Source organism: Ensifer sp. Root423 (genome assembly GCF_001426275.1).
GTDB lineage: Bacteria > Pseudomonadota > Alphaproteobacteria > Rhizobiales > Rhizobiaceae > Ensifer > Ensifer adhaerens.
Window position 1 is genome coordinate 1 of record NZ_LMEG01000024.1, and the last position, 12,939, is coordinate 12,939.

Genomic DNA, 12,939 nt, shown 5'->3' on the forward strand with positions numbered 1-12,939 from the left:
GGGGGGGAGGTCAGTCTGCGCCGTCTCGCCGACGACGGTCGCCCGTTTTGCGACCGTCCTTGGTTTCGATGACTTCCGCGACCTGAAGGCGTTCTTTCAACAACACCTGCGAAATGCGCGGATGGTCTCCGCCTCAGCATAGAACACTCACGCGGCCTGTTGCGGCAGCGGCCCGACATAGAGCGAACGCGGCCGGATAAGGCGGCCTTCCAGCGCCTGCTCGCGGGCATGGGCGATCCAGCCGACGGTGCGACCGATCGCGAACACGCCGGTGAAGGCGTCGCGCGGGAAGCGCAGCGCATCGAGCAGCAGCGCCGTGTAGAACTCGACGTTGACGTCGAGCGGGCGGTCGGGCTTGCGCACCTTCAGGACGGCGAGCGCCGATTGTTCGACCTCTTCTGCCAGTCGAATGCGATCGCGGTTGGCCGGATGCGCAGCGATCAGTCGTTTCAGCGCGCCCTTCAGCGCATCGGCGCGGGGGTCGCGGACACGATAGACACGGTGGCCAAAGCCCATCAGCCGTTCGCCGTGGTCGAGCGCGTCGGAAAGCCAGGCCTCCGCATTCTCAGGCGTTCCAATCGCGTCCAGCATGTCGAGCACCGGACCAGGCGCGCCGCCATGGAGCGGCCCCTTGAGCGCCCCGATGGCGGCAATCACCGAAGAGGTGAGACCGGCCTTGGTGGAGGCGACCACGCGTGAGGCGAAGGTCGAGGCGTTGAGGCCGTGGTCCGAGATCGTCACCAGATAGGCGTCGAGCGCCGCCACTTCTTGTCTGCTCGGCACCTTGGCACAGAGCATCGCCAGGATATCGGCGGCGTGCGACAGCGCCGGCGTCGGCGCGACCGGAGCTTCACCGCTCTTCATGCGCAGCGCCGCCGGCAGGAAGACGGCCGGCGCGGCGAGCAGACGTAGGGCCGTATCGAGGTCCTCCCCATCCGGGAGCCGGGCGATGAGCGCGCGCATGATGTCGACCGGCGGCAGTTCCAGCAACGCATCGTCGATGGCGCCAACATGGGCGAACACTTCCGCTCGCTTCTCACCCAGCCGCTTCGCGAGTTCAACCCGGTCCGGCATCGGCCCAAGCAGCCCCTCGAACAACAGCGCCACGACATCCTCATAGCTTGCGTGGCCGGCCAGGTGATCGAGCGAGACGCCGCGGATGATCAATTGACCCGCCTCGCCGTCAACATGGGAGAGCTGCGTTTCGGCGGCGACGACGTCTTCAAGTCCGTTCTTCATCATCAAGTTTCTCCTTTACGCCGAGGATGATCCGACCTAGACCTATTGACGTCAATCTTGATGCTATTGATCAACATGAATACACTCTGGATCACCGCCGAAGAGGCGCTCGCCAAGCTCGGCAGCAAACGGCAGACGCTCTATGCCAATGTCAGCCGCGGCCGCATTCGCGCCAAGCCCGACCCCGCCGACCCGCGCCGCAGCCTCTACCAGGCCGACGACGTGCACCGGCTGGCCGAGCGCCACGCCGGCAGGCGGCAGGCGGCGGTCGTGGCGGCCGAGACGATCCGCTGGGGCGAGCCGGTACTGCCAACGACGATCTCCAGCATCGCCGGAGGGCAGCTCTCCTACCGCGGCAGCAACGCGATCGAACTTGCCACCACAGCGACCCTGGAGGAGGTCGCCGCCCTGCTCTGGCTGACACCGGCGGCGGTTGTTGTTCCAGCGCGCGATCCCGGCAGCAGCCAATCGCGGCTAGCAACGACCTTTACGCTTCTCGCCGGGCGCATCGAAGCCGACCTGCCGGCGCTCGGACGCAGGCCCGCCATCCTGAAGGCCGAGGCCGCCGAGGTGCTGGCGACCGTTGCCGCCGGACTTGCGCCGTCGCGGGAAAATGTGCCGCTGCACGAGCGCCTGGCGCAGGGCTGGGAGCGGCCGGAGGCGGCGGAGCCGATCCGCCGATGCCTGGTGCTGACGGCGGAACACGAACTCAACGTTTCCGCCTTTGCAGCACGGGTCACCGCGTCGTCCGGCGCCGCACTTTCCGCCGCCACACTTTCGGGGCTTGCCACCCTCACCGGCCCCAGGCACGGCGGCGCCTGGCTGAGCGTCACGCGGCTTGCCGAACAGGCGGCCGTGGGCGGGGTGCGCGAGGCGATCCGTACCATGCTGTCTTCGGACGGCGTGGTCCGGGCTTTCGGCCACCGGCTCTATCCGGACGGCGACCCGCGCGCGAAGGCCATCATGTCGAGCTTCGACGTGCCGCCGCTCTATGCCGCGCTGGCCGAGGCCGGCGAGGAACTGCTCGGAGAACCGGCCAATCTCGACTTCTCTCTGGCGGCGCTCGCTGCTGCCTATGATCTACCCGATGACGCGCCGATGGTGATATTCGCCCTTGCACGCACCGTCGGCTGGCTCGCGCACGCAATGGAACAGGTCGTCAGCGGCGATCTGATCCGGCCGCGCGCCCACTATGCCGGATCGTAGCTCCTCCTCCGCGCCCTCAGCCCTAAGCTCGATTGACTAGAAAAGGCGCGGGCGGGCGGCCGCAAAAGGGCCACAATACGCGCCTGGGGAAAGAATATCCGTCAATCTGGAGCGAATTGGCCTTTATTAAATAATGTTAATGAAGCGGATTTCCGGAGATGTTTGCCGAAATATTACGCGTTATTAACATGACGGCGGCGCACGGAAGTAATACCTTCATTTTCGAGGCTAATATTGCCGGCGACCGCTTCGGCCGTGACGCGACAATAGGAGACAGCCTCGAACGGAAGCTCGCGGCGCTTCCTTCAATTCAGGAGATGCAGTCATGCGCTCGCCTTTCAAGACCACCACCATCGCAACCGTCGCCCTCGTTCTCTTAAGCGGTGCCGCCTTTGCTGCCGATCACCACGATTTCGGCCGCGACAACGACAAGGGTGCCTATACCGGCGATTACTACCAGGGCATTTTCGCCCAGGACGACATGGCAACCCCGGCCATGCCGGTCTACCGGACACCGACCCACATGGCATCGACGCGGCTCGATCACGTCCTGCATGAACTCCGGGTCGACAACCACCGCATCAACGCCGACCGCGAACAGGGCAAGCTGACGGCAGCAAACTACAGGAAGCTTGAACGCGAAGACGGTGCTGTGCGCGCCGACGCCGTCAAGACCGCCGCCGCCCATCACGGCATGCTGCCGGCCCAGTCCTATGCCCGGCTCCAGGGTGACGTTCGCCATCTCGACCGCGACATCGCCCGAATGGCTTGACCGACACGTTGAGGCTCACCCGCCTTCGGGTGAGCCGTAACCGATGGGGCCGGGCCTGCTCAAGGGCCTGGTCCTTCGGCAACCAGACCGCCCACTTAATCCAATGCCGGCCGACGGTGCGCCGCAGACCCGACCTGGCTCGGGCTGCGTCCGGCCAAGTTCGTCTGGCAAACAGGCAGCGAAAGGAACAGGATCATGTCAAACATTCTCACGAGGTATCGAGCTGCCGCCCTCCTTGGCGCAGCCGTCATCATTGCGCCCTTGTCCGTAGCAGCCTTCACAGGCCATGACCTGGCCGCTGCGGCGGCCAGTCCGGCCGTTGCAGTCCCGGCCACATCCGGCGGATCCTTCGCGCCGGTCGTGTCGGCAGACAAGCCGGCGGTCGTCACCGTGACGACCGTGATCAAGGCCGACAACGTCGGCACGAGCGAACCGTCGCAACCGGGCGGAAATTCGCCCTTCGACGAACAATTCCGCCAATTCTTCCACGATCAGGGCATCCCCTTGCCGGACCAGGCGCCTGAGCAGCGTCAGCCTCAACGGGCCGAAGCGCTCGGCTCCGGTTTCATCGTGACCGCGGACGGCTACGTCGTCACCAACAACCACGTCATCGACAAGGCATCGAGCATCATGGTGACGCTCGACGACGGCACGCAAGTGCCGGCCAAGCTTGTCGGCGCCGACCCGAAGAACGACCTCGCAGTCCTGAAAATCACGGCGCCGAAGCCGCTCGCAACAGTTGCCTGGGGCGATTCCGACACCTTGCGGGTTGGCGACCAGGTGCTGGCGATCGGCAACCCGTTCGGCATCGGCACGACGGTCACGTCGGGGATCGTCTCGGCGCGCGGCCGCGACCTGCACAGCGGTCCCTATGACGATTTCATCCAGATCGACGCCCCGATCAACCACGGCAATTCCGGCGGACCGCTGGTCGACGCAAAGGGCCAGGTGGTCGGCATCAACACGGCGATCTATTCGCCGAACGGCGGTAGCGTCGGCGTCGGCTTCGCCATCCCCTCGGACCAGGCGCAAAAGGTCGTCACTGAGTTGATGAAGGATGGTTCGATCCAGCACGGCTTCATCGGCGTGCAGATACAGCCGGTCACGGCTGATATCGCCGACGCCATCGGCCTTGCCCAGCCTGAGGGCGCGCTCGTTGCCGGCGTCAGTGGCGGAACGCCCGCGGCCAAGGCCGGCATCAAGGCCGGCGACATCATCATCGCGCTTGGCGGCAACCCGGTGAAGTCGCCGCGTGACCTGTCGCGCATGGTCGCCGACCTCTCGCCCGGCACCTCGAAGAACCTGAGCCTATGGCGGACCGGCAAGACGAAGGATGTTGCGATCACGATCGGCGACAATGCCGCAGACCAGCAGTAACCGTCGCAAGTACGTCACCGCACACCTTGCCTCCAACCAGCCGGGCCGCACCGCGGCCGGGCATCGCCATGGCATCAGTCAGGCGGCAAGCGCTCCGGTCCGGTTCTGCTCGCGCCAGGCGACGGGGCTCAAGTCGGTGACGCGGCGAAACTCGCGATTAAAATTCGATTTCGTCTGAAAGCCGGATTCCAGCATGGCCGCGGTCACCGACATGTCGGTTTCGCGCAACAGCCGGCAGGCCTCAGCAATCCGGATATCGTTGATGTATTGCGAGACGTTCTTGCCCGCCAGCCGATTGACGGCGGTCGATATCTGCCGGGCGGGCAGGCCCGCGCGCCGCGCCAGACGTGACAAGGTGAGGTTTTCGTCGCGGGCCAGTTTCTGACTGACGAGCAGTTGATCGCTCCTGTCGAGGATTTCGCGGTCCTGCGGCTTTGCAACAGGATCCTCGTCGGTGACCGCGCCGGCGGCCGGAAGCGCACGCGCACGGTCCGCGACCATGGCTGTCAGCCCGATGAAGAGCAGGCCCAGCAAGTTCGCGTTACTGACGATGAGGCCGATATTCGCGCCCCTCGTCCATTCGAAATCCAGAAGGATCGCAAGATCGAAGAGCGCCGAAAGGCAGAGCGAGAACGCGGCAATGAGCAAGGCGCGGTGCGCCGCGGCCGCACCTTCGAAGCGCGCTTCCTCCAGCGCATCCGTACCGACGCGCGCCAGGTTCAGGAGCGCCAGCGCGTATCCGACATATTCGACGATCAAGGCGAAATCGATGTAGCGCGGCGCGAACAGCACGAGCGCGAACATACCGATCGTCGGCGCCGCATGGACCCACCCCGCCGCAGCAGCACTGCGCTCGTCTCTGCGGATCAGGCTGTGGAAACTCGCAAGCACCAGCGGCGGCACACCGCTCGCAAGCACCGGCAGCGCAAACTTCAACGCAGTGACGTCATAGCCCCAACGCAGCCCGACGATCACCGACTGGAGCGCACAGAGCGCCACCAGAGCGAGGAACGGCCGGTTGCGCCGCCCTGGCTCGTCGCCATGCAGCATGAACGCAAGCAGGATAAGAAGCAGCAAGGCGACGACGAACGGGAGCGGCAGAAAGATCAAGGCATGTCCTTCAGACAAAGGCGGGCAGACAAACGGCAGGCAGGCGAGCGGCAAGCAGGCATTTCGATGGGCGGATCATTGCCCAGATCGCGATTCGGGACGACCTCAATCGCGATCGAGGACGCGGACAAGCGGGGCGTCGGTGACGATCGGCCGTCTTTTCCAACACAGCGAGATGCCCAATGCCCCTCCTCCAGTTCATTCCCGCCGCTGCCTTCCTTCTGAGCCTGGCCGCCTCGGCGCAAGCCGATGACGTCGGCGTCCGCGAGATCGACGTTGCCGCACCGAAGCGGGAACGCCAACTCGCCGTCACCGTCTGGTATCCCGCCAAAGCCGGCGGTGAGCCGGTGCTTGTCGGCGACAATCGCATCTTCGAGGGATCGCCCGCATCGAAGAACGCCCCCTTGCGCGAGGGCCGGTATCCGCTGGTGGTTCTGTCCCATGGTTCGGGCGGCCGCGTCGAGGCGATGAGCTGGCTTGCGGCCGAGCTCGCGGCGGCCGGCTTCATCGTCGCCGGCCCCAACCATCCCGGCACCACCAGCGGCGACTCGACGCCTGCCAACACGCCGAAGCTTTGGGAAAGGACGGCCGACCTCTCGGCATTGATCGACACGTTCACCCGGGATCCGCAATGGAGCGCTGCAATCGACCCCGGGCGGATCGCCGTCCTCGGATTCTCTCTCGGCGGCTCGACCGCCATGGAGATTTCAGGGGCAAGAGCGAGCCTCGAGGCCTATGCCGGCTACTGCGACAGCTACGGCAAGTGGGATTGCGCCTGGTTCGTCGGCGGCAGGGGCTATGTCGACGACACGCCGGTCGACGTCGACAAGCTCGATCTTCGCACCGTCGACAAGGCGCGTTTCGAGCAGTCGAACCGGGATCCTCGGATCAAAGGCGCCGTACTCGTCGACCCCGGCCTCGCCCAGGCCTATGTGGAAGACAGCCTCAAGGCGATCGCGATCCCGATGCATTTCATCAATCTCGGCAGCAAGGAGACGATCCCGCTTGCGGTCGCTTCCGAGCCGCTGGCGGCGCTGACGCCGAAGGGCTCCTATGCCACGGTCGCCGGAGCAGACCACTTCAGCTTCCTGCCGATATGCAAGGACGGCGCTGCCGAACTGCTTGAATCCTTCGGCGAGGTCGATCCGATTTGCGGCACGACGGAACGGCCGCGCGCCGATATTCATGCCGAGATCAGCAAGCTGACCCGCGAGGCCCTGCAGAAAACACTGGCGAATCGATAGCATCGTCATACTGGCCGCAGGGCGATGACACGCGTCGCCCTGTGCTCGGTCTGTTCGATTTCGGTCTTGCCCGGAGAGATGGCATCGTCCGAGGAGACGAGAAGCTGCCATCGCTCTGGTCCGCTGCTAGCGCTGAAACGTGAGGTGGACAGTCCCACTCTCGGCCGTTTCTGCCTTGACGGTGTAGCCGGCCTCCAACCCGCGCAGATCGTCCCAAAGACGGATACCCCGCCCGAGCAGGATGGGTGCGATCGCCACATGCAAGCTATCGACAAGGCCTGCCTTGAGATAGGCGCGCACGACCGTGGGTCCGCCGCCAATACGGACATCCTTACCGTCCGCAGCGCTCGTCGCCTGCCGGAGTGCATCGGCAAGGGACGTGTTCAGAAAATGAAATGTGGTGCCTCCGGCCATCTCGATCGGAGGCCGCGGCATGTGCGTGAGCACGAAGACCGGGACGCGAAACGGAGGTTCTTCCCCCCACCAGCCGCGCCAGTCGGGATCGTTTGGGTGAGCGTGAAATCCAAACATGGCGGCACCCATAATCTCAGCACCGATGTTTGAGAAGTATGACTGCGCATATTGCTCATCGACGCCCGTGGTGCCCGCTCCGGACGTGTCCTTGAACACGCGCTCCCGCATCGTTCGGGTCGCAGCATAGGCGGCAACCAGACGCGGCCAATCAGCGCCAAACGGATTGTCCGGGGTCTGATCTGTGGTTGTCGCGAAACCGTCCAGGGAAATGTTGAGATCGACACGAACTGCCATTGGTCTCTCCTAATAGTAAGGTAGATGCCTTATTAATTTCACCCGAATACAAAGGCAAGTACCTTATTATCATTGACGCGCGTGCGCGGTCCGCTTTAGTGTGGCGCATGCCCTATCATTCGACCCCGCTTGACCTTGCCTTCCACGCACTCAGCGACCCGACGCGCCGCGCCGTTGTTTCACGGCTTGCGGACGGGGAGATGCCCGTGAGTGTCCTTGCCGAGCCCTTCGACATGGCACTGCCCTCCTTCGCCCAGCACCTCAAGGTGCTTGAAGATTGCGGACTTATCGCAAGCGAGAAACGTGGCCGCAGCCGCTGGTGTCGACTGGAGCGGGGGCGCTTCGAAGAGGCGGCAACCTGGATGGAAGCGGAGCGACGACGTTGGGCCGAACGGCTCGACCGATTGGAAGCCTATCTGGACAAGACGTAGGGAACGGCAATGGAACCGATTTTTGAGACCTGGTCGCCCGACCGCGAAATCGTTTTGGTCAAGGTGCTGAAGCACCCGCGACAAAAGGTTTTCGCCGCCTGGATGGACCCGCAAGCGCTGGCACAATGGTATGGCCCGGCTGGCTTCAGCATCGAGAACCATGAGGCTGACATCCGTGAGGGCGGGGTATGGCGCTTCGACATGGTGGGCGAGTTTGATGGTCGGCAGCAGCGCTTCCCCAGTCTGATGCGCTTCCTGAAGATCGTGCCCAACGAATTGATCGTGGTGGACTATGGCACTGCTGAGCCCGACGACCCCGATCGCTTCTATATGACGATTACTTTCGATGAACAGGCCGACGGCAAGACCGTGCTGACCCTGCGCCAGCTTCACCCAAGTCGCGAGCGCCGCCAAGCGGTCATCGACTTCGGCGCGGTGGAGTACGGGCTGCAGACGCTTGACAGTCTGGCCGCCTGGCTCGATGGCTGACGCGGCCCGCCTGAACGTTGGTCGCCGCCTTCATGATTGACCGCTTTCAGGATTGTTCGGAGCCACGTCTGAGCTTGCGACTGGCACCGTCGGCGAAGGCGTCGCCGCTCGTTCCGATCAAGTGACGGATCTGCGCGGCACCTATGGCCGAAGGAAGTCGAGAAGCTCCGAATTGAAGGCCTTTGCCGACTCGATATTGACGATATGCCGACCAGGCAGCGACAGGTGCCGGCCTCGCTGCACCCGGGCGGCGATATATTCGAGGTCCGCCGGCGGGCATACCGGATCGCCGTTGCCGGAGATGGCGAGCACGGGGTTGGCAATCGCTACGATCTCCTCCTTCAGGTCCGCGCCGGCGAGCGCGGTGCAGCCACCGATGTAGCCGTCCGTCGAAGTGGCGGTGAAGGCGCCCAGAATGCGATCGACGGCTTCTGCATGGCTGGCTGCAAAATGCGGGCTGAACCAGCGTTCTGCCGTGGCCGCGGCGAGCCCTGCGAGACCGTCCGCCCGGACGCTGTCGATGCGGGTGGCCCAGCTCTCGGGCGTCCCGATCCGCGCCGCCGTGGCACAGAGCACGATCTTGTCGAGACGTTTGCCGGCATGGATACCTAGCCATTCTCCGGTCAGGCCCCCGATCGACAGGCCGCAGAAATGTGTCCGCTCGATCCCCAGGCCATCCATGAGCGCGAGCACATCCTGGCCGAGGTCGGACAGCGCATAGGGCGGCGGCGGCGCCGAGGACTGGCCATGACCGCGGCGATCGTAGCGCAGCACGCGGAAGTGGGGCGACAGATCAGCGATCTGCGCGTCCCACATGGAGAGGTCGGTGCCGAGCGAATTGCAGAAGAGCAGCCAGGGCGCGTTGCCGTTCTGGTCGCCGTCGATGCGGTAGTGAAGGCGATGGCTGGACAAGTCGAGATAGGCCATGAAACAGGAACTCCAATCGGGAAAGCCGCCAGCAATGGCGGCTTTGTCGTTCTTGGCGCAACATCGCGCCTCGGGTGGTACGCGCGCTGCAATAGGTAGATATCGACAGCGCGCGCTCAAGGGGCGGCAACCGATCCTTTCGCGGCCCGGCCGCCTCGCCTCGATCTATGCCGCCGCCAGTCGCGCGATCTCCACGCGGCGGGCGTTGCTGACCGCGAAGACCAGCATGGCGACAGCCGAGATCGCCGCCGGTACGGCGAAGATCGCGAAGTTCTGCTGCAGCGGAAGCTCCTGTGCCAGGAGCACGCCGCCGAGCGTCGGGCCGACGATCGCGCCGATGCGACCGACACCGGAGGCCCAGCCCAAACCGGTGGAGCGAACCGACAGGTTGTAGAGCTGCGCCACGCTGGCATAGAGCAGGATCTGCGTGCCGATCGTGGTGGCGCCGGCAACAAAGACCATCAGAAACAGGACACCCGTCGGCGGATTGAAGCCGATCAGCGCGATCGAGAAGGCGGCGGCAACGAAGAAACCGACCACCACCTTGGGCAAGCCGAAGCGGTCACCGAGCCAACCGCCGGCAATGGCGCCGACCATGCCGCCGAAATTCAGCGAGAACAGGCTGAGCAGGCTCGCCTTCTCGGCGTAGCCAGCTTCCTGCAGCACCTTCGGCAGCCAGGACGACAAGAGATAGACGAGCAGTAGGCAGCAGAAGAATGCGACCCAGAGCATGACGGTGCGCAGGGTCCGCTGATGGCGGAAGAGTTCCAGCACCGATGCCGAGGCCCCCTTCGTCTCGGAGAAGACCAGCCTGTCGGTGGTACCGAGACGCGCGTTCGGATCGATCTTGGCATAGATGCGTTTGGCCTCTTCCTGCTTGCCCTGGCGGATAAGGAAGCCGAGCGATTCCGGCAGCTTCCAGAGGATCGCTGGCAAGAGGAGCAGCGGCACGGCGGCGATGAAGAACATCGGCTTCCAGCCATAGGACGGGATGAGGCCGATACCAAGGCCGGCAGCGACCATGCCGCCGACGGAATAGCCGGAGAACATCAGCGCCACCAGCGTGCCGCGCAGACGCTTCGGCGCATATTCGTTCATCAGCGCCACCGCATTCGGCATCAAGCCGCCGCAGCCGAGACCGGCGACGAACCGGAAGATCTTGAACTGCTCCGGCGAATTGGCAAAGCCGGTCAAAAGGGTTGAGAGCGTAAACAGCAGGAAGCTGATGGCGATCCCCTTCTTGCGGCCGATCCGGTCGGCGAGCGGGCCGAAGATCAGCGCGCCGAACATCATGCCGAACAGCGCCCAGGCCTGCAGCGCGCCGGCCTGCGGCTTGCTCAGGCCCCATTCGGCAATCAGCGTCGGCAGCACCGTGCCGGCGACGAAGACGTCGTAACCGTCGACGATCAACAGCAGCGCCGAGAGCACTACCACCATCCACTGGAAGCTCCCAAGCGGGCTCCCGTCAATTGCTTCATTCACATCGATCGTGCGCATCATCTCCTCCCCAGGTGTTAGCGCGTTGAAAAAGGTCCGTCAGCCGAGATCGCCGCCGGCGACCGGCAGAACACTGCCGGTGATGTAGGAGGCCTCGTCGGAGGCCAGGAACAGGATCGGCGCCGCTTGCTCTTCGACGCTGCCGTAGCGTTTCATGAAGCTCGACTGCTTCACCTGGGCGACGACGTCGCCCATCCAGGCCTTCTCGGCCTCATTGTCACCTTCGGCATTGCGCGGGATGCGGCGCGGCGGCGCCTCGGTTCCGCCCGGTGCTGTCGCGACCACGCGGATGTTGCGGTCGGCAAGCTCCATCGCCAGCGACTGGGTGATGGCATTGACGCCGCCCTTGGCCGCCGAATAGGGCACGCGGTGAATGCCGCGCGTGGCATTGGACGACACGTTGACGATGGTGCCGCCACCGCGGGCAAAGAGATGCGGCAGCACCGCATGGCAACAGTAGAGAGTCGGCATCAGCGAGCGGCGGATCTCTGCATCGATCTGCACCGGTTCGAATTCGGCAAAGGGACGCATGCGGATGGCGCCGCCGACATTGTTGATCAGGACGTCGATGCCGCCGAATTTTTCGGCGGCAAAGTGCATGGCTGCGGCTGCCCCCTCGTGCGTTTCGAGATCGGCTACGAAAGCAGCCGCCCATTCACTGCCGGCCTCCGCCGCCACCTCGGCGACGAAATCGGCACGGTCGACAAAGAGAACCTTGCCGCCTTCAGCCACGGCACGCAGCGCCACGGCGCGGCCGATCCCTTGCGCGGCACCGGTGACGACGATTGCCTTGCCGGCAAACCGTCCTTCGAAACGAGCGGAGGTCATGCTGCCTCCTTCGCCACCGCATTGGGCGTGAACTTCTCATAGTGGAAACTGTTGGGCCTCACGCCGGTGTCGTCGAGATGCTTGCGCACCGCATCCACCATCGGCGGCGGGCCGCAGAGATAGACATCGACATCGCCGTCGTTCAGCATGTCCACCGGCATATGCTGCGTCACCCAGCCCTTGCGCGGATGGCTGGAGGCGACATCCGCCACCACCGTGTCAAAGGTGAAGTTGGCAAGCCGCTTGGTATAGGCTTCGATCTCGTCGACAAGCACCAGATCGAGGTCGCGGGTGACGCCGTAGATCAGATGCACTTTCTGCTCCGGGTTGGTGCGGGCCAGAACCTCAAGCATCGACAGGAACGGCGCAAGACCGGTGCCACCGGCGAGGAAGAGCAGGGGGCGCTGAACCTCGCGCAGATAGAAACTGCCGAGCGGCCCGGTCAATTCCAGTTTCGTGCCGACTTCGGCGTGTTCCAGCCACGTGCTCATCAGCCCGCCCGGGATCTTCTTGATCAGGAAGCCGACGCGCGTCTCGCCCGATGCCGAGGAGAAGGAATAGGAACGGCTCTGGCCGCTGCCGGGCACGTCGATGTTGACGTACTGCCCCGGCAGAAAGGCCGGCGCTGCAGCGCCCTCGATATCCAGTTCGAGCACGATCGCCGCATCGTTGTGCGGGACGACGCTTGTCACACTCGCCGTAAACTTCTGCTGTCCGGTCTTGCATGCGGCTGCTGTCGTCGGCACCGCGATGACGCAGTCGCTCGACGGCTTCATCTGGCAGGTCAGCACCAGTCCGCTTGCCGCCTCGTCCGCTGTCAGCGCATCGTCGATGAAGTCGTCGCCGAGGTCGTAGGCGCCGCTTTCGGCGCGGCACTTGCAGGTGCCGCAGACCCCGTCCGAACAATCCATCGGCAGGTTGATCTTGTTGCGGAAGGCGGCGTCGAGCACCTTCTCATCGTCCCTGCATTCGACGAAGCGGGTGACGCCGTCCTCGAAATTCAAAGCGATCCTGTAGCTGGCCATGGTTGTTCCTCCCATTCCTGTCAGGC

General features: G+C 64.4%; 12 protein-coding genes and 1 pseudogene. 6 read left to right on the forward strand and 7 right to left on the reverse strand.

Features of this window, described 5'->3' with window-relative positions; genetic code table 11:
* Positions 1-147 precede the first annotated feature (147 nt).
* On the reverse strand, positions 148-1,239 hold the full coding sequence (locus ASD01_RS22260; protein WP_060644442.1) for a citrate synthase/methylcitrate synthase: 1,092 nt from the start codon (positions 1,237-1,239) through the stop codon (positions 148-150).
* 75 nt (positions 1,240-1,314) lie between these two features.
* Between ASD01_RS22260 and ASD01_RS22265 the strand changes: the two genes are divergently transcribed.
* The 3 genes and pseudogenes from ASD01_RS22265 to ASD01_RS22275 form a co-directional block, all read left to right on the forward strand.
* A complete protein-coding gene (locus tag ASD01_RS22265) occupies positions 1,315-2,445 on the forward strand; it encodes a citrate synthase (protein ID WP_034801768.1) in 1,131 nt (376 codons plus the stop codon).
* 325 nt (positions 2,446-2,770) lie between these two features.
* Complete coding sequence (locus tag ASD01_RS22270; RefSeq protein WP_060521864.1) at positions 2,771-3,217, forward strand: hypothetical protein; 447 nt, start codon at positions 2,771-2,773, stop codon at positions 3,215-3,217.
* 195 nt (positions 3,218-3,412) lie between these two features.
* Positions 3,413-4,591, forward strand: a pseudogene (locus ASD01_RS22275) (Do family serine endopeptidase); the annotation flags it as partial.
* 81 nt (positions 4,592-4,672) lie between these two features.
* Here the strand turns inward: ASD01_RS22275 and ASD01_RS22280 are convergent.
* Positions 4,673-5,704, reverse strand: coding sequence for a helix-turn-helix domain-containing protein (locus ASD01_RS22280; RefSeq protein ID WP_060644443.1), 1,032 nt, complete (start codon positions 5,702-5,704; stop codon positions 4,673-4,675).
* Between the two features lie 182 nt (positions 5,705-5,886).
* On the opposite strand from ASD01_RS22280, the gene ASD01_RS22285 reads away from it, so the two are divergent.
* Positions 5,887-6,948, forward strand: a complete 1,062-nt coding sequence (locus ASD01_RS22285) for an alpha/beta hydrolase family protein (protein WP_034801709.1) — start codon at positions 5,887-5,889, stop codon at positions 6,946-6,948.
* Between the two features lie 126 nt (positions 6,949-7,074).
* On the opposite strand, the gene ASD01_RS22290 is transcribed toward ASD01_RS22285, so the two are convergent.
* The gene (locus ASD01_RS22290; protein ID WP_060644430.1) at positions 7,075-7,716 is read right to left on the reverse strand and encodes a dihydrofolate reductase family protein; all 642 of its coding nucleotides are present in this window, start codon (positions 7,714-7,716) and stop codon (positions 7,075-7,077) included.
* Between the two features lie 107 nt (positions 7,717-7,823).
* Here ASD01_RS22290 and ASD01_RS22295 point away from each other — a divergent pair, with 107 nt between their 5' ends.
* Both ASD01_RS22295 and ASD01_RS22300 read left to right on the forward strand, forming a co-directional pair.
* Positions 7,824-8,147, forward strand: a complete 324-nt coding sequence (locus tag ASD01_RS22295; RefSeq protein ID WP_060521861.1) for an ArsR/SmtB family transcription factor — start codon at positions 7,824-7,826, stop codon at positions 8,145-8,147.
* A 9-nt stretch (positions 8,148-8,156) separates the two neighbouring features.
* Complete coding sequence (locus tag ASD01_RS22300) at positions 8,157-8,636, forward strand: SRPBCC family protein (RefSeq protein ID WP_034801716.1); 480 nt, start codon at positions 8,157-8,159, stop codon at positions 8,634-8,636.
* Between the two features lie 141 nt (positions 8,637-8,777).
* Here the strand turns inward: ASD01_RS22300 and pcaD are convergent, their stop codons facing one another.
* The 4 genes from pcaD to benC all read right to left on the reverse strand — a co-directional run bounded on the left by pcaD (position 8,778) and on the right by benC (position 12,913).
* Positions 8,778-9,563, reverse strand: a complete 786-nt coding sequence (gene pcaD / locus ASD01_RS22305) for a 3-oxoadipate enol-lactonase (protein WP_060529335.1) — start codon at positions 9,561-9,563, stop codon at positions 8,778-8,780.
* A gap of 165 nt (positions 9,564-9,728) precedes the next feature.
* Positions 9,729-11,063 (reverse strand): MFS transporter, encoded by a 1,335-nt coding sequence (locus ASD01_RS22310; RefSeq protein WP_082584674.1) that lies wholly within the window; start codon positions 11,061-11,063, stop codon positions 9,729-9,731.
* Between the two features lie 36 nt (positions 11,064-11,099).
* Positions 11,100-11,888 (reverse strand): benzoate diol dehydrogenase BenD, encoded by a 789-nt coding sequence (benD, locus tag ASD01_RS22315; RefSeq protein WP_060644431.1) that lies wholly within the window; start codon positions 11,886-11,888, stop codon positions 11,100-11,102.
* A complete protein-coding gene (gene benC / locus ASD01_RS22320) occupies positions 11,885-12,913 on the reverse strand; it encodes a benzoate 1,2-dioxygenase electron transfer component BenC (RefSeq protein ID WP_060644432.1) in 1,029 nt (342 codons plus the stop codon). Before benC ends, benD begins: the two co-directional genes overlap by 4 nt.
* Positions 12,914-12,939: the final 26 nt, after the last annotated feature.